Here is a 15,165-nt window from a genome sequence, read left to right on the forward strand (position 1 = left end):
TCCGTTCCATGGAGCGTCTTGTGGCGCTCGCCGCGGCGGAAGCCGAGTCGGAACGCGACTGAGGACCATGAAGGAGCACACAGTGGGCAAGCCGCTCATCGGCGTCAGCACCTATCTGGAATCCCGGGCGTCCTGGGGGGTCTGGGAGCTGCCCGCGGCGCTGCTGCCCGCCGTCTACCCGCGGCTGGTGCAGGCCGCGGGCGGGCTCGCGGCCATGCTGCCGCCGGACGATCCGTCCCACGCGGCGTCGGTGGTCGCCCGCCTCGACGGGCTGGTCGTCGCGGGCGGCCCGGACGTCGAGCCGGAGCGCTACGGCGCCGAGCGCGAACCGCGCACCGGGCCGCCCTCGCGAGAGCGTGACACGTGGGAACTCGCCCTGATCCGGGCGGCGTTGGACTCCGGCACACCGCTGCTCGGCATCTGCCGCGGCATGCAGCTGCTGAACGTCGCGCTCGGCGGCACCCTCGTCCAGCACATCGACGGCCACACCGAGGACGTCGGCGTCTTCGGCTCCCACCCGGTGACCCCGGTGGCGGGCACGCGGTACGCGGCCGTGGTCCCGGAGGAGACATACGTCCCGACGTACCACCACCAGGCGGTGGCGCGCCTGGGCGAGGGTCTGCGCACCTCGGCCCACGCGACGGACGGCACGGTGGAGGCGGTGGAACTGCCCGGCGACCGTTTCGTGCTGGGCGTGCAGTGGCACCCGGAGATGGGCGAGGACGTACGGGTGATGGCCGCGCTGGTGCGCGCGGCGTCGGGGGGCTGAGTCCGGGCGCCGGGCCCCTGCGCGTCAGCGCGAGCAGGGCGCGCGCCGCGCCGGGGCCCGTGGGCCGATGTCCCGTCGGCCACACGGCTCGCAGCGCGTGCCACAGGCCCTCCACCGGTACCTCCACAAGGGGGCCCGCACCGCCCGCGCGCCCTGGCCACGCAGCCGTGTGCCCTGCTCCTCGACGGGCCCGCGCACCGCGGTCCGCTCGTCCAGCAGCGCGCGAATTCGATCAACGATGCAGGAACAGTGGTGCCGAGGTCAGCTGTCCTGTTTCTGTCTCACGGGCTCGCTCGCGGTCTCGACCTCCCAAATGCTGGCATCGACAAGACCGAACGCGGTGTCAACGGCCTTGTCGACCTCTCGATCGCGGATCGCTCTGAACAGCTCCTCGTGCAGCACCTCGCCGTCCGCGGCTTCCTCCGTCTCGAGGCATGAGCCTCGACGCATGGCTTCGGCCAACGCGCCCACCAGGCTGCCGTACAGGTCCGAAAGGACCGGGTTGTGTGTCGCCACGGCCACCTTCAGATGAAAGGCGACATCAGCGGCGACGAATGCCTCGACATCGCGCGTGGCGAAGGCTGCTACGCGCGCCTCGAGGTCGGCCGTCATGCCGCGCAGATCGCGCTCGGTACGGTTGAGCGCCGCGAGCCGCGCGGCAGCGACATCGAGCGCGTACCGCACCTGCAGAACGTGCTCCTGCCTGGCCTTCTCCAACCGCCTGCGCAGCGCCACGTCGGTCACGTCTGTGGCGACGACGAAGGTCCCGTCCCCTTGGCGGGTGACCAGGAGGCCGGCATGCACCAGTGACTGCACGCCCGCACGTACGGACACACGGCTCACGCCCAGCAGGTTGACCAGCTCCGACTCCGGCGGGATCCGGTCGCCGACCTTCCAGCGACCCGACTTGATCTCCGCATGGAGTTCGTTGACCACAATGTCGACGAGTGACATGCGCGAAGCCCTCTGCATGGTCAACCTTTCCTCTGTGTGTGACGTCCGATGAATGCACGTGTGCGCCAGGCTAGCCAACTGCTGCTTGCCTGTTGGCTCAACTTCGGACCATCCTGGCGATGGTCTCCCGGTGGGCGACTACCCGGCCCCTCTTGAGGGTGGTGCGCGTACCGGGGGCGCCTCGCATGACGTCGTTGAGGTTGTCCGCACTGAACATCACGAGATCCGCGTCATTGCCCGGAGCGATGCCGTAGCCGCCGAGGCCCATGTAGGCCGCCGCTCGGCCGGTCACCATGGCGAAGCCGTCGAGCACTTCCTGGTCGGTGCGCAGACCAGCGGCCAGGCACGTGATCCGGCTCGTCTCCACGGGGTCGAGGTTCCCGAAGCGGAACCACATGTCGTGCAGGTTGTCGGTTCCGGCGGCCACATTGACGCCGGCGGCCAGCAGCTCCTTGGGACGCGAGCTTCCTCGACCGCGCGGCGTGACGTCTCCCCCGACAAGCTGAAGGTTGCCGATCGGGCAGATGCAGATCTGAATGCCCGCTTGCGCGACCTGGTCGATGACACGGTGGGCGAGGTCGTCCGGGTACGCCGCGAGCGCACAGCAGTGCACGGCGTTCACTCGGCCTTGCCGGCCATGGGCGAGTGTTCGCTCCGCGATCAGCTCCAGCGCGCGCCTGCTGGGGTCCTCGTCCATGTCGGCGTGCAGGTCGAGGTCGACGTCGAACTCTGCCGCCAGCTCGAACAGCTGGTCCAGATGGGGCCGGTGGAGCGCCGGGTCGCCCTCGTTGTCGGGACCGCCTCCCAGGACGTCCGCCCCCATGGTGAGCGCCTCTCGCAGCAGGTCGAGGGCACCAGGATCACGGACGACTCCCTCTTGGGGAAAGGCGACGATCTGGAGGTCGATCACGTCGTGGAGGTCCGCCTTGACCTTGAGGATGCCCTGGAGGCCCGCCAGCCCGATGGCGGAGTCGACGTCCACCTGTGCTCGAATCGCTCCGACCCCGTTCGTGACGGCCGCTTCTATGCCCCTTCTGGCCCGATCGGTGACGTCGTCGACCGTGAAGGCTGCCTTTATACGTGCGCCGACGGCCAGGGAGTCGACCGGGGAATCCTGCCCCATGGGCCCCACCCGAGGGAACGTCAAGGCCTTGTCCGGATGAAAGTGCGCGTCGACGAAGGACGGCGTCACCAAACCGCCCTGTGCGTCGAGTTCATCAGTGGCGCCGCCCCCTTCCCCTGCCGGCGTGATGCGGCGGATGCGGCCTGCCTCGATTTCGATGTCGTGCTGACCCGGCTCGTCGACGAAACGGGCGTTCCTCACCACTACCGCGTTCATTCAGCCTCCCAGGTATAGCGAGATCAGGTCCGTCCGGCTCAGGATTGCGTCCCGGCTGCCCTGGTCGGCGATCTTGCCGAGCCTGAGCACGTAGGTGAAGTCGGCGAGTTCGATGGCTCGCGTCGCGTTCTGTTCCACGAGCAGCACGGTCACACCACGGTCACGAAGCCCGTCGATGACGTCGAAGACCAGGTCGACCACTTGGGGAGCGAGACCGAGCGACGGCTCGTCGAGGAGCAGCACACGGGGGTTGGACAGCAGGGCCCGTGCGATGGCGAGTTGCTGCTGTTCGCCTCCGGAGAGCTTCCCGGCCGAGGACTTGAGGTATTTCCGGAGCACCGGGAACTGCTCGAGTACCTCCTCGGTGGCTTCCTTGGCACTGCCACGGTCGCCCCGTCCCAATGTGCCCAGATGGAGGTTCTCCTCGACCGTGAGGCTCGCGAAGATCTCGCGACCCTCGGGAACCAGCGCGATCCCCCTGCGTACGACGGTCTCGGGCGACAGTCGCAACAGCTGTTCCCCGTCGAGTTCAACGCTGCCGCTCTCCGCCTTCACCAGACCGGAAATCGCTGCCAGCGTCGATGACTTGCCGGCGCCGTTGACTCCGACGAGGGCGATGACCTTGCCCTCGGGAACCTCGAGCGACACGCGGTCGACAGCGGTGACCGCGCCGTATCGGACCGTCAGGTCATTCACCCTGAGCATGTGGCACCTCCACGGGGCGTCCGAAGTACGCACGCTGTACCTCGGGGTTGAGCTTGATCTCTTCGGGAGTGCCCACAGCAAGGGTCTTGCCGAAGTCGAGCACGTGGATTCGCTGGCTGACGGACATGACGACATGCATGTCGTGCTCGATCAGAAGGAGCCCCACTCCGAATTCCGCGGGCATCATCTTGAGGATCTCGACGAGGTCCGCGCTCTCGCTGTCATTGAGGCCGGCGGCCGGCTCGTCGAGGAGGACGAACCGCGGTCGTGTCGCAAGGGCCCGGGCGATGCCGAGCCGCCTCGCCGCGCCGTAGGGCAGGGCGCGGGCCTCCGTGCGCGCCCAGTTCGTCAGGTGAGCGGACTCGAGCAGAGATGTGGCCAGGCGCAGTCCCTCGGCTGTCCTCCGTCCGGTGCCGAGAGCCCCGAGCAGGATGTTGTCCAGAACCGACAGTTCAGGAAAGAGCCGCACGTTCTGGAACGTCCGGACCAGGCCTTCCTTGGCGCGGCGTGCGGGCCGGCGGCGTGTGAGGTCGGTGCTGTTGAGCCAGACCCGCCCTGTGGTGGGATTCTGGTAACCGGAGAGCACGTTGACCAACGTGGTCTTCCCGGCGCCGTTGGGCCCGATCAGGCCCAGGATTTCGCCCTGGGCGAGCTCGAGGTCGACGTCCTGGAGCGCCTTGACTCCGGCGAAGTGCACGCTGACCGCTTCCGTGCGAACCGTGGCGTTCATGCCTTTGCCTCCGCGTCGCTGTTGCTCCTGGTCTCGTCGGCATGCCGGCTCGTTGCGTCGTCTCGGCGCCGGACAAGGCCTCGGACCGGGCGCCAGAGGGAACTCGTACCCATGTGCAGGATCTCCCGTCCTTCGGTCAGGCCGCGGGGTCTCAGCAGGAGCACCAGGAGAAGAACCACGGCGGTGCCGAGCTGCTGCAGCCCCTCGAACCGCGGGATCGTCACCCCTCCGACTGCGACGCCGCGTTCGACCATGCGAAGCAACTCGCGGAGCGCGGAGACGAAGATCGCTCCGAGGACGGCGCCCGACAGGGATGTCACGCCACCGACGACGAGCATGGCCAGCATGATCAGCGTGATCGAGAGGTAGAACGCGTCCGGGTTGAACGACCCCAGGTACATGGCCATCAGTGAGCCGGAGATCCCGGTGAGGAAGGCGCTCAGGATGAAGGCGCCCAGTCTTTCCCAGAGCACGTCGATGCCGATCGACCTGGCGGCGACCTCGTCCTCTCTGGAAGCCCTCAGCCGGAGGCACAACCGGGTCTGGGCGAATGCCCAGGCCACCAGGATGGAGAACAGGACCCAGGGCAGGACGGTGAGCGAGTTGCTTGTCTGCGGGACGCCGAAGACGCCGCTGACGCCACCGGTGACCTTGCGCGTGTTCGACGCGACGACGTACACGATCGAGAGCAGGGCGAAGGTGGACAGACCCGCCGCGAGGCCGTTGAGTCGCATCAGCACCAGGCCCACGGTGAACGCGACGACCGCTGCCGCGAGTCCGCCCAGCAGGACGGCCAGAAACGGTGTCGTCTGCGGGCCCGGCAGGTCGGGAAGCATCGCCTGTTTGGCGGCCGTCGGAACCCTGACGGCCGCCGTCACGTACGCCCCGATGGCGAGGAACGCGGCGTGCCCGAACGAGGCCACGCCGGAATTCCCGATGAAGACGTGCAGACCGACCACGGCGATCAGGCTCACCATACCGAGCGCAACCGCTCGATTGAGCGAGTCGTTGCCCAGGGCGACCGAGCCGTAGACGGCAATGGTCACGATGGCGCACAGTGCCACCAACGTCGTGAGTGGGACAAGCGGCTGCCGCTTGATAGTGGTCAGATTGCTCATGTGCGCTCCTTAGACTCGCTGCTCCGTCGCGACTGCCCGCAACAGTCCGTTCGGCCGTGCGACCAGCACGAGAAGCAGGGCGCCGAACACGAATGCGTCGCGGTAGGAACGGGGGCCTACCGGCAGGAGGGCCTGGAAGGCGACCGTCAGGCTGGCCAGGAGGTACGAGCCGAGCACGGCCCCGCTCAAGCGCCCGAGACCACCGATGATGTTCGCGACGAAGGCCGCGAACACGGGTGTCACACCCATGACCGGCGAAGTCAGACCGGTGCGGGTGACCATCATGACCGCGCCGAACGCAGCCAGCAGACCACTGATCGCGAACGCGGTGGCGATGACCCGGTTGGCGGGAACACCCAGGCACCGGGCCATCCGGAAGTTCTCGGCCGACGCACGCATCTGGATCCCCAGCGACGACCGCGTCAGGAACAGCGTCAAAGCCGCGAGGCTGAGGAAGGTGACCATGATCGTGGCGGCGTCGAGCTTGCCGATGGAGACCCCGAGGACGTTGAACGAGGAACCGAGAGAGGGGAGTAGCAGGGTGCCCTGGGGCAGCGCCCCGAACATGACGATGAACAGGTTCTGCAAGAAGAAGCTCACCGCGAACGACGTGATCAGCAATGTGTCGTCCTTGGCACCTCGGACGGGCCGAAACGCCAGCCGCTCCATCAAGACGGCTGCGATCAAAGCGGCCACACAGGCCGCGGCCAGCCGGAGAGGCAGAGGCCAGCCGTCGAGTAGCAGCAGGGTGAAGCCGGCGATCATGATGAGTTCGCCGTGCGCGAAATTGATGAGCCTGGCGATGCCGAAGACAACGGCAATACCCAACGCGTACAGGGCGTAGAGGCTGCCGAGGCTCAATGTGTCCACAACGTACTGGAGTATCTGGGTCACAACTTCTCCGTCCTTCCGCGTGGGCCGGGCCGGCGCCCGGCGCACGCGAATGCGTTTCTAGTTGCCCGCGGTCTTGACTGTGGTCACGAACTTCGGACGCCCGTTCACGACCTGCAGGATGCGGTACTCCCGCGTTCGGTCCATGTGGAAGTCCTTGTCGAAGGTGAGGGGAATGCCCACGTCCTCGTGCTTGAAGGAGTTGAGCGCCTCGGCCACCTTGGCGCCGTCGGTGGAACCGGCCTTCTTCATGGCCGCCGCGATGGCCTTCACCGCGATGTAGCCCGTGACACCGAACTGGTTCTGCGGTTGGCTGCCCTGCGCCTTGGCCAGGTCCTTGACGAGCTTGTTGACGCCAGGCGCCGGGTCATCGCCCCAGACCGAGGCCCAGTCCACCGTGTAGACACCGGACAGCTTCGGCATGGAGTTCTTGAACCAGAAGTCTCCGTCCATTCCGTTGCTCGAGATCAACGGCGAGTTGATGCCCGCATCGCGGAGCTGCTTGACCATCAAGGCGCCACCAGGAGGAAACGAGCAGTTGGCGATGATGCCCGGCTGCGGTGCGGCCGACTTCATCCGGGTGATCTGGGCGCCGAGTGAGGTGTCCTTGTTGTTGAACGTGTCGCTCCCCAGGATCTTGCCACCGAGCTCTTTGAACCGTGTCTTGAAGCCGTCGCAGAGCTCCTGACTGAAGTCCGAGATGGTGTCGACCATGAGGTAGGCGTCCTTGATCCCCTTGTCGTGGGCGAACTGCGCCATCGCCGCACCGTCCGAGGTCGCCGTGGTGCCGACGTTGTAGACGAGCGGACCGAACTTCGCCCACTGGGTGCTGCCACCCCCGACCGACATCGCGACCTTGCCGGCACCTTGGATGACCTGCGCGGCTCCTCCGCCGTAGTTGAGGTCCACGGGAACAAGGGAGGCGACTGCTCCGTCGTCGAGGATCGCCTGTCCGGCACGCGCGCTCTCGTTGATGTCCGACTTGTTGTCCTCGGTGACCAGCTTGAGCTGGCGACCGTCGACACCCCCAGCAGCATTGATCTCCTTGACGGCCAGTTTGGCGCCGTCGAGGGCCGGCTTCTCGTACGGCGCGAACACACCGCTCATGCCGCCGATGAAGCCGATGGTGATCGGCCCGGTCCCGTCGTGTTGGCTCGAGGCGGTGTCCGTGCTCATGGTGCAGGCCGACAGCGCGAGGCAGAGAGTGACCATCACCCCCGCCGCACGCTTGCGCGTTCCACGAATCATCCTTGTACTCCCTCATAGGTGCCACCGCCGCCAAGGGGGCGGCCGGTCTCTCGCCCGGCCGCTGTCATGCGGTCGGTCCTGCTGCTTTCTGCGAGCACAAGGCGGAGGTGATCCGCGCTGAGCCGAAGGTGTTCCAAGAACTCCTGCTCCCCTCGCGCTTGTGGCTCCTGGGAGAGCTGCAACCACGTCCCGTCCCTGTCCTGACGGGCACTGCGCACCGCCTCGGCCACGAGCGCGAGCACTCCGGCCGGCTCGAGATCGGGATGCGCGTCGACCCAGGTGGGGTCGAAGACTTCGATGTCGAACTGGCCCCTGTGCTGTTCGACAGTGAGGTTCGGCGGTTCTGCCAGTCCGCCGAGTACGTCGATGACCTCGGCCCAGTCGGTGATGCCACCGCCGCAGGGCGCAAGGTGCCGTCTCAGACCCTTCTTCGTCAGACTGAGGGTCACGTCCTCGAGCTGTGTCTGACGCACGTAGGGCGCGAGCTGTTCGAGCACATGCAGCGGGTGCTCGCCGCGTACGACTGCGTTGGCCAGGTCGAAGGTCACGCCCGCCACGTCCGGGCCTACGGCCTGCACCACCCGGAGCACATCGGTGGACGTGAGGTCCTCGTGCGTCTCGAGGTTGAGGTGTGCATGTGCGTTCCGTGCTTTTGCGGCGAGCCCCGTGAGGAGGGTGACGACGCCATCCAGCTGAACCGGGAACGCGTGCCCGGGGTCGAAGCGATCGAGCTTCGTGTACGCCGTGATCTCGGTGCTGCCCAGGACCAGACAAGCATCGAGCAGTGACTCGGCCTCGCTCGCCGGGATCACACGGTCCGGTGTCGCAATGGCACCGATACCGACCTCGAGATACAGGCCGAGATCGGCCGCCAAGTCACGTATCGCCGTCAGTTCACAACGATCCAGCCGGCTGCTCACCATGAGGGGGCTCGCGAACGCGACGCCGTCCAGGCCTTCCTCCGCCGCTCGATGCAAGGTGGCACGAGCTGAGCGGTCCTGGCTGCCCGGGAAGTACTCACAGGAAAGTCCGACCCTCATCAGCCGTCGCCTCTCCCCGCCACCTTCGCCAGCGTTTCGCGGATGAACGCCGCACTCTCGGTGATGAAGGCGAGCTGGTCTTCCGACTCGCACGGCGCGGCGTACACCTGTTCGCGGGTGGGCGCCAACCCGTCGCGGATCCTGTTCTCGTGAGCGACCGTCATCTGAACGATCGCCGCGAGCTCGTCGGTCGTGAGGTCGGGGTGCGCCGCGCGCCAGGTCGGGTCATAGATGTGCAGCGGCATCTCGAAGCGCAGCTGGGGATTCTCGATGGAGAGGTTGACGTGTGGCGCTTCGAGCCACAGAACGCCGAACACGCCTTCCCAGTCGATGACACCTTGGCCCACGGGAACGAGTTGATGGCCGATCCCGAAGTCGGTGAAGTACAGGCCGGCGTCCTTGACATGGCTCATCCGCACATACGGCGCGACGCGCTGGGCGGCCTGCACCGGGTCCTCTGCCCGGACCAGCACGTTTCCGATGTCGAAGGTGATGCCGACGGTGTCAGGGCCCACCTCCTCGACGATGCGCACCAGCTCGAAACTGGTGATCTCCTCGTGGGTCTCGAGGTTGAGATGCGAGCCTGTCGCGTTCAGCACCGGGGCCAGGCTCTTGAGCACCTTGACGGTCGCGGTGAGCTGGTCGGGCCACGGGGCATCGGTGCGGAACCGGTCGAACACGAAGTAGCCGGGCAACCCGAACTTGTAGTTGGCGGTTCCGGTCCAGAGCTCGTGAATGCCGATGTCTGCCGCCGCCTGGATCATGTGCTCCATGCCGCGCAGGTAATCCCCGTCCCCGAGGATCCGGATCTCCGGCGTCTCGGGAGTTGCGTACGGGTTGACCTTCCCCACCCCGGCTTCCAGGTAGAGGCCGAGCTCGTCGGCGAGCGCGCGCACCTCGCGCAGCTCGCCCGGATCGAGTGTCTCGCTCATTTCGAACATCGAGCGGAAAAAGACCCCGTCGAGGCCGAGTTCGGCAGCGTGACGCAGCCGGCCGAGCCCACCGGGTTCGGCTCCCTCAGGCAGTTTTCGTCCGTCGACTCCGACCTTGGGGCTCGTGCGAAGGATGGTTGATGCGTTCACGGTTGACATCGGTCCATTCCTCTCTTCGATCAGGGTCAGTGGGAGGTGCCCGGCTCGGCCAGCTCATGCAGCAGCTTCGGAAGACGGATCGCCATGAGCTTCTTGAGCTCGCTCTTGATCTGCTCCGTCTCGGCTGCATCGTCGTTTTCCAGGCGTGCCCGTATGGCTTCGACGATGTCCCATCCGGAGAGGCCGGTGGCGCTGATGAGAAACACGTGGCCGAAGCGCTCCTCGTATGCCTCATTGGCCGCCGCCAGGCTTGCGAGCAGTTCCGTTTCGGTTCCCACGCCTGCTGACTCCGAGCGTGACCAGCGAGCCTCAGCGTCGGTACCGGCGATCGGGGCGCCGATCCGGGTCAGGCCGGTGTGTGCGGCGACCACTTCCTCCTGGCTGAGTCCGTCGACTGCGCTCGTGGCGCGGCTGAGCAGACCCTCAACGGTGTCGTAGGGCCGCGCGGCTTCGACGTTCTCAGCCCATGCGAGTACCGGTAGGTGGCAGGAGTCGAAGAGTGTCTGAACGAGTTCCTCACTCGGCATCGAGTTCACGATGGCCAAGCCGCTGTCGGTGATGCCGGCCGCGCTATTCATGACTGGCTCCTTGCTTGACGAAAGGTGTCGGAAGGGGATGGGGGCGGGCACGCCGTCGAGAGCCTCGTCGATACCCGTGGCATGAGGGCCGAGTTGGGCTCACAGGGGTGGAGGAACGAGCCGACGCAGTGCGGCTGCAGCCAGGCCTTGACGATCCGGTTCCCGGAGAAGGAGGTCGAGCGCCGGCGGCCGGTCCGCACCGGTGCCGGAGTACCGACGGCGTTCGTGACGACGAAGCGCCTCTTGAGTTCAGCCCCAGCCATCGCCGTTCTACAGAGCGTCGACGGCGGCGTCGCGCGTGATCAGAAGGTCGGCCTCAGAGCCGGCTGCCCAGCGGCAGCCAAGGACGGGCGGCTGAGGTGACGTGTATGAGGTTGACAGCTACAGCGGTCTCGGCCTCGATCACGGCCGGATTGGTGTAGGCGGTCGGTGTGTGATCAGGGACGAGCACGGAGACGTTGCTTACCGAGTCGTCGCGGAGGTTGATGTGGACCGCTCTGCCGACCCGCGTGAGCTTCGGCCGCACGGGCGGCACTTGCTGGGGCGACGAACGCCGTCTGTCCGGCTCGGGAGCCACCGGCGATGACGGGTTTGCCCGACGGTTTGCGCTTGACGTCAGAGTCGTACACGAGCATGTAATTTGAGCCATGCAGGCCCGACACTTTGAGCGTGGAGATCGCAAAGCCGATCACCTTGGCGATCACCGTGACAGCCCGGCGATTCATCATGTGACATGATTAGCAGACGTCTAACATCTGTGGGAAGACCTTTGGCGCGAGCGGGTGTATCAACTTGGCCTCGCACTCTCATGAAGCGGACTGCCCAACGGGCGGTCGGCTAGCAAAAAGCGCCTCTGACCAGTGGCAATGAGTATTGCCCAGGTCGAGGCCATCTCCGCGGCGCTCGCCCCCTGGCGGCAGCCGCGGACCGTCCACGACCCGGGCAGGATCCCCCTGGATCTCGCGCCGGCGGTCGCACTCGGCGGGAACTGTCTCACCGGCGTCGCACTGCTGCGGGCTGGCCGGCCGTGCCCGGACCGGTCGCCACCGACCCGATGGTTTCCAGCCTGATCGACATGACCTCGCCACCGCTGGCGAGAAGGCACTGACGGCGATCCGCGCGGCATTGGCCGAAACCCGCAGCACGTCCGGAAGTTGGCTGCAGGCTCGGCCCTGTTCCCCGCGGATGCCGTGCGCGGCTGGGTTCAGTCGTCTTCCCGGTAGTTCATGAACCAGTGGGTGTCGAAATAGCGGGCCATCGTGAACGGGTGGTGCAGCTCGATCAGGATGCGGCAGACGAACTCCGCGGCCTGGCAGTCGAAGGAGTCCTCGTCGTCGAAGGACTGGACCACGACGGGCCAACGGTCGGGGTCGTCGCCGTCGACCCTCCAGCAGTACAGGTACTCGTCCTCAGTACCCGCCCAGATGAGGAGACCGTCCTCCCTGAGAGACGTCCACGGCTCCTGGTTCAGGTGCAGATATCCGTCGAAGGCGCCCTCGCCGAACGTCTCGACCATGCGCTTGTAGTCGCTCGGCAGCGCGGTGCCCAGGCGCGACTCCACCTCCGCCCAGTCCACGTCCGGCCGCCGGGCGGGCTGTGTCCAGCCGGTGATCCGGATGAGCCGCTCCATCCAGTCGACGTCCTCGTCCGGAGCGACCGCCAAGGGCTCGGGCACCTCCCTGTGAGCGACCACCAGCACCGGCCGCTCGATCCCCTCGGCGTCCCGCGCCGTACCCGTGCCGACCCACTGATCCCCGTACGCCCACGCCCGTATCGTGACGGCCCGGTCCTCGAAGGGGACGAGGAGAGCGGCGCCCCCGGACTCGTCGACCGTCGGATCGGTGAAGCCGCCAAGGACGAGGGTGCGCGGGGCGCCGTACCTGTCGCCGAGCAGATCGGTCAGGTCCTGCGAATCCAGGTCGAGGGGCAGGTACATGTAACCGTCCCTCGAGCCGAGCTGGGCCAGCAGGTCGTTGACGGTCGCTTGTGTGAGCTCCATGGCGGACAGTGAAACGCACCGCACTGACACTGGACATGCTCACAGGTGTATCTGTCGTCGACGGGAGGTGCGTCGGACCCAACACCTCCCCCAGATTCGTTGCCCGGGCCGCGGGCCCGGTCAGCCGGCTTGGACGGTGAACGGCACGGTGACCACGTCACCGTCGACGAGCCCGAACTGCGCCCACAATTGGTAGGTCCCGGCGGTGAGGAACTCCGCGTGCACGTCGAGTTCGGGGCCGAAGGTCTGGGCGGGCAGGGCGAAGACCGGGAGGCTGTCGGCGCCGGTGGCCTCGGCGTGCTCGTGGGCGAAGGTCCGCCCATCGGCGCGCATGACCACGATGTGGCCGGCGGAGGCCAGGTAGGACTGCAGGTCGTCAACCGGGCGGCCCGTGGCGGCGTCGCTGAACATGTAGTGCAAGTCGCAGCGCCCGCCGACCTTGGCATCGCCGTCGAGCCGCACGCGGACGCCGTTCACGACGGTGCTGCGTGGACCTTCGGTGAGGGTCACCGGCGCGGGGGCGGCGTGTCGACGCCGGTGTCAACGACGTCGCCGGGCCAGGGCAGGGGCCTCAGCAGTGGGCGTACTCGTGCGGGCGCAGCAGCATGGCCACGGCCATGGCCGGGAGCATGAGCAGGTGGCCCCACAGCATCAGGGCGCCGGTGTCGATGAGCTCGAGCGCCAACGGCACGAACAACACCAGGAAGGGCACGTACATGGCCGCGCCCATTTCGGCGATGGGCTGCCAGCGGTGGCCGCGGAACCTCATCCACGCGGACATGGCCACCGTCATGTTCGTCGCCATGATCAGCGCGCCGGTGTACGGGTTGTGCATCAGGGCGGCGGCGCCGAGGGCGTCGAGGACGAACATCCATACCGGGTGCAGGACGACCATGCCGACGGCCATCGCCACGGTCATCTCGGCGAAGTGCAGGGCGAACTTCTTGGCGCTCAGGCGGTGGTCGTTGTGTGTCACGGCGTCGGTGGGCGCGAGGGCAGCGCTCGGGGGTGTGGCTTCGATGTGCACGGTGTGTCTCCAGGGATAGGCGCGGGTCACGGGACGAGGGCGTAGCCGGCCTCGTCGACTGCGGCAGAGACGTCGGCGCGGTCGACCGGCTGGGAGGCGGTGACGGTGACGCTGCCGGTGGCCAGGTCGACGGCGACGGACTCGACGCCGGCGACGCTGGAGATCTCCTCGATGACGGAGCGGACGCCATGCACGCAGGTCATACCGCTGACCTCGAAGGTGGTCGAGCCGATGAAGGTGCGGGGGGTACCGGAGAGCAAGGGGAACTCCTCGATTTGCGTGGTGGTGGTGCGGTCAGGTAGAAGAGTCCGCCCCGGAGCGGGTGTGTCTCACCGGGGAAATCGCCGGGATCGGGCCGGGCCGGTGGCCCTGTCCGCCGGGGCCGTGGCCGGGGACGCCGTGCCGGTTCTGAGCGTTCGCCGGTGTTGAGGTGGGCTTCCTGCGTCGCATCGGCCGCCGCGGGTGGGGCGGATGAGACGGCCATCGCGGTCCGTGGCTGGTCGAAGGCAGGGAGTGGGCTCAGTCATGGCTGTCATGTACGGCGTGCTGCGATGAAGCGATCTCCGCCTCGCGTTGGCGCGCTCGCCGGCGATGTCGGAGGTGGCCGGCGCCGCGCGGCCCACGCGTTCATCGGCCGGGCGACGGGGCCAGCGCATCCCGCATCCGCCAGGCGACCACGGCCAGCCAGCTCATCCACGCCACGTCCAGGACGAAGGCCAGCACGATTGCGATCGTCTCCGTTCCCGAGAAGCCCGCGGAGCCGACCACCCAGCCCTGCACCAGATAGGCGAGGCCGGAAAACCCCATCAGGTGGCCGATTGGCCGCGGGACCCAAGCCGTCCGCATGACCGCGGCCGCGAACAGGAGCAAAGCGAGGCCCAGGGCGAAGTTGTGGTAGCTCCTCACCCCCCACTCAAGCCAGCGGATCGCCTCGGCGCCCGCGAAGCGCGTCGGCTTCTCGGCGTACGGGGCGCTCGCCCACGCGTTCACCGCCTGTTTGAGGGCCACCCCGTCCACGGCCTGGAGGACGCCGTACAGCGCCAGTGCCGCCACCGCCGAAGCGGCACCGAATCGCCCCGCCCATCTGGCTGTTGCGGCCTGGAGGTCCAGGGCGAAGAACAGGGCGAGCAGCCCCGCGAGGAGCACCGCCATGCCCGCGAACTGGCCGAGGTGCACGACCGTCCAGATCCCGCTGTCGGCGTACTCGGTGAACACGGCGGGGTGATCGTTCGCGTCCCCATCGGTGTGGAACTGGGTGACCACGATGTACAGGAGTTGTCCCACGAGCAGCAGCGTGGCGGACAGACGCAGCGACGAGCGGTGCGCCAGGGTTTCGGTGTGCGCGGGGGTGGCGCTGAGAGCGGGCAGTGTACTGGGCACGGCAGTCCTCCAGGTGGCGTGCGGAATGGGCGGAGTCATGGGACGAGGGCGTATCCCGCCTCGTCGACGGCGGCAGCGATGGCGTCGCGGTCCAGGGGGCGAGAGGCGGTGACGGTGACGGTGACCAGCGTCGGCCCGAGGGTGGGTGCGTCTCACCGGGGAAATCGCCGGGTTTTCCGCCAGGGTCGGCCCGGTCGGTGACGGTGCGCTCCGTGGCTGCCAGACGACGTCGATGGCGACGGACATGGGCCCGACGCCGGCGCCGACGAGCAAGAAGCCGGGCAGCCCGAAGCGGC

General features: G+C 67.5%; 18 protein-coding genes and 1 pseudogene. 3 read left to right on the top strand and 16 right to left on the bottom strand.

What is annotated here, in order from left to right; all coding sequences use genetic code 11:
- The first annotated feature begins 67 nt into the window (after nt 1-67).
- A complete protein-coding gene (locus ACWEK3_RS06955; protein WP_384432105.1) occupies nt 68-769 on the top strand; it encodes a gamma-glutamyl-gamma-aminobutyrate hydrolase family protein in 702 nt (233 codons plus the stop codon).
- A gap of 261 nt (nt 770-1,030) precedes the next feature.
- On the opposite strand, the gene ACWEK3_RS06960 is transcribed toward ACWEK3_RS06955, so the two are convergent.
- From ACWEK3_RS06960 to ACWEK3_RS07005, 10 genes are all read right to left on the bottom strand, one after another.
- On the bottom strand, nt 1,031-1,723 hold the full coding sequence (locus tag ACWEK3_RS06960) for a FadR/GntR family transcriptional regulator (protein ID WP_390723449.1): 693 nt from the start codon (nt 1,721-1,723) through the stop codon (nt 1,031-1,033).
- A gap of 97 nt (nt 1,724-1,820) precedes the next feature.
- Nucleotides 1,821-3,062, bottom strand: a complete 1,242-nt coding sequence (locus ACWEK3_RS06965) for an amidohydrolase family protein (RefSeq protein ID WP_453249102.1) — start codon at nt 3,060-3,062, stop codon at nt 1,821-1,823.
- On the bottom strand, nt 3,063-3,767 hold the full coding sequence (locus tag ACWEK3_RS06970) for an ABC transporter ATP-binding protein (protein WP_384089577.1): 705 nt from the start codon (nt 3,765-3,767) through the stop codon (nt 3,063-3,065).
- Nucleotides 3,751-4,497 carry an ABC transporter ATP-binding protein gene (locus ACWEK3_RS06975; RefSeq protein WP_384432096.1) on the bottom strand — a complete coding sequence of 249 codons (747 nt, stop codon included), beginning with the start codon at nt 4,495-4,497 and terminating at the stop codon, nt 3,751-3,753. Before ACWEK3_RS06975 ends, ACWEK3_RS06970 begins: the two co-directional genes overlap by 17 nt.
- Nucleotides 4,494-5,615, bottom strand: coding sequence for a branched-chain amino acid ABC transporter permease (locus tag ACWEK3_RS06980; RefSeq protein WP_453249103.1), 1,122 nt, complete (start codon nt 5,613-5,615; stop codon nt 4,494-4,496). The genes ACWEK3_RS06975 and ACWEK3_RS06980 overlap by 4 nt, the downstream gene beginning before the upstream one ends.
- Before the next feature lie 9 nt (nt 5,616-5,624).
- Nucleotides 5,625-6,509, bottom strand: coding sequence for a branched-chain amino acid ABC transporter permease (locus tag ACWEK3_RS06985; protein WP_384432090.1), 885 nt, complete (start codon nt 6,507-6,509; stop codon nt 5,625-5,627).
- A 57-nt stretch (nt 6,510-6,566) separates the two neighbouring features.
- Entirely contained in the window at nt 6,567-7,754 is a 1,188-nt protein-coding gene (locus tag ACWEK3_RS06990; RefSeq protein ID WP_453249104.1) for an ABC transporter substrate-binding protein, read from the bottom strand.
- Nucleotides 7,751-8,794, bottom strand: a complete 1,044-nt coding sequence (locus tag ACWEK3_RS06995) for a sugar phosphate isomerase/epimerase family protein (protein ID WP_450540453.1) — start codon at nt 8,792-8,794, stop codon at nt 7,751-7,753. Before ACWEK3_RS06995 ends, ACWEK3_RS06990 begins: the two co-directional genes overlap by 4 nt.
- Nucleotides 8,794-9,885, bottom strand: a complete 1,092-nt coding sequence (locus tag ACWEK3_RS07000) for a sugar phosphate isomerase/epimerase family protein (protein WP_450540455.1) — start codon at nt 9,883-9,885, stop codon at nt 8,794-8,796. The genes ACWEK3_RS06995 and ACWEK3_RS07000 overlap by 1 nt, the downstream gene beginning before the upstream one ends.
- A gap of 26 nt (nt 9,886-9,911) precedes the next feature.
- The gene (locus ACWEK3_RS07005) at nt 9,912-10,463 is read right to left on the bottom strand and encodes a 2-oxo-4-hydroxy-4-carboxy-5-ureidoimidazoline decarboxylase (RefSeq protein WP_450540457.1); all 552 of its coding nucleotides are present in this window, start codon (nt 10,461-10,463) and stop codon (nt 9,912-9,914) included.
- Between the two features lie 81 nt (nt 10,464-10,544).
- On the opposite strand from ACWEK3_RS07005, the gene ACWEK3_RS07010 reads away from it, so the two are divergent.
- On the top strand, nt 10,545-10,826 hold the full coding sequence (locus ACWEK3_RS07010; RefSeq protein WP_453249105.1) for a hypothetical protein: 282 nt from the start codon (nt 10,545-10,547) through the stop codon (nt 10,824-10,826).
- 74 nt (nt 10,827-10,900) lie between these two features.
- On the opposite strand, the gene ACWEK3_RS07015 is transcribed toward ACWEK3_RS07010, so the two are convergent.
- Nucleotides 10,901-11,191, bottom strand: a complete 291-nt coding sequence (locus tag ACWEK3_RS07015; RefSeq protein ID WP_453249106.1) for a EutN/CcmL family microcompartment protein — start codon at nt 11,189-11,191, stop codon at nt 10,901-10,903.
- Nucleotides 11,192-11,347: 156 nt separating this feature from the next.
- Here ACWEK3_RS07015 and ACWEK3_RS07020 point away from each other — a divergent pair.
- Nucleotides 11,348-11,603: pseudogene (locus tag ACWEK3_RS07020) on the top strand (IS1380 family transposase); the annotation flags it as partial.
- Nucleotides 11,604-11,667: 64 nt separating this feature from the next.
- On the opposite strand, the gene ACWEK3_RS07025 reads toward ACWEK3_RS07020, so the two are convergent.
- The 5 genes from ACWEK3_RS07025 to ACWEK3_RS07045 form a co-directional block, all read right to left on the bottom strand.
- Nucleotides 11,668-12,462 (bottom strand): hypothetical protein, encoded by a 795-nt coding sequence (locus ACWEK3_RS07025; RefSeq protein ID WP_453249107.1) that lies wholly within the window; start codon nt 12,460-12,462, stop codon nt 11,668-11,670.
- A gap of 120 nt (nt 12,463-12,582) precedes the next feature.
- Nucleotides 12,583-12,939 (bottom strand): hypothetical protein, encoded by a 357-nt coding sequence (locus ACWEK3_RS07030; protein WP_450540465.1) that lies wholly within the window; start codon nt 12,937-12,939, stop codon nt 12,583-12,585.
- Between the two features lie 94 nt (nt 12,940-13,033).
- Entirely contained in the window at nt 13,034-13,489 is a 456-nt protein-coding gene (locus ACWEK3_RS07035) for a hypothetical protein (RefSeq protein ID WP_450540467.1), read from the bottom strand.
- 26 nt (nt 13,490-13,515) lie between these two features.
- Nucleotides 13,516-13,749: a heavy-metal-associated domain-containing protein gene (locus ACWEK3_RS07040; protein WP_453249108.1), complete on the bottom strand. Its 234-nt coding sequence runs from the start codon at nt 13,747-13,749 to the stop codon at nt 13,516-13,518.
- Between the two features lie 367 nt (nt 13,750-14,116).
- On the bottom strand, nt 14,117-14,869 hold the full coding sequence (locus tag ACWEK3_RS07045) for a hypothetical protein (RefSeq protein ID WP_453249109.1): 753 nt from the start codon (nt 14,867-14,869) through the stop codon (nt 14,117-14,119).
- Between the last annotated feature and the right edge of the window lie 296 nt (nt 14,870-15,165).

This window comes from Streptomyces sp. NPDC004721, assembly GCF_053601495.1.

Bases quoted from the DNA above. Each gene is read 5' to 3' on its own strand.
- ACWEK3_RS06955 (WP_384432105.1), top strand. From the start codon at position 68: ATGAAGGAGCACACAGTGGGCAAGCCGCTCATCGGCGTCAGCACCTAT.
- ACWEK3_RS06960 (WP_390723449.1), bottom strand. From the start codon at position 1,723: ATGTCACTCGTCGACATTGTGGTCAACGAACTCCATGCGGAGATCAAG.
- ACWEK3_RS06965 (WP_453249102.1), bottom strand. From the start codon at position 3,062: ATGAACGCGGTAGTGGTGAGGAACGCCCGTTTCGTCGACGAGCCGGGT.
- ACWEK3_RS06970 (WP_384089577.1), bottom strand. From the start codon at position 3,767: ATGCTCAGGGTGAATGACCTGACGGTCCGATACGGCGCGGTCACCGCT.
- ACWEK3_RS06975 (WP_384432096.1), bottom strand. From the start codon at position 4,497: ATGAACGCCACGGTTCGCACGGAAGCGGTCAGCGTGCACTTCGCCGGA.
- ACWEK3_RS06980 (WP_453249103.1), bottom strand. From the start codon at position 5,615: ATGAGCAATCTGACCACTATCAAGCGGCAGCCGCTTGTCCCACTCACG.
- ACWEK3_RS06990 (WP_453249104.1), bottom strand. From the start codon at position 7,754: ATGATTCGTGGAACGCGCAAGCGTGCGGCGGGGGTGATGGTCACTCTC.
- ACWEK3_RS06995 (WP_450540453.1), bottom strand. From the start codon at position 8,794: ATGAGGGTCGGACTTTCCTGTGAGTACTTCCCGGGCAGCCAGGACCGC.
- ACWEK3_RS07000 (WP_450540455.1), bottom strand. From the start codon at position 9,885: ATGTCAACCGTGAACGCATCAACCATCCTTCGCACGAGCCCCAAGGTC.
- ACWEK3_RS07005 (WP_450540457.1), bottom strand. From the start codon at position 10,463: ATGAATAGCGCGGCCGGCATCACCGACAGCGGCTTGGCCATCGTGAAC.
- ACWEK3_RS07010 (WP_453249105.1), top strand. From the start codon at position 10,545: ATGAGGGCCGAGTTGGGCTCACAGGGGTGGAGGAACGAGCCGACGCAG.
- ACWEK3_RS07015 (WP_453249106.1), bottom strand. From the start codon at position 11,191: ATGATGAATCGCCGGGCTGTCACGGTGATCGCCAAGGTGATCGGCTTT.
- ACWEK3_RS07025 (WP_453249107.1), bottom strand. From the start codon at position 12,462: ATGGAGCTCACACAAGCGACCGTCAACGACCTGCTGGCCCAGCTCGGC.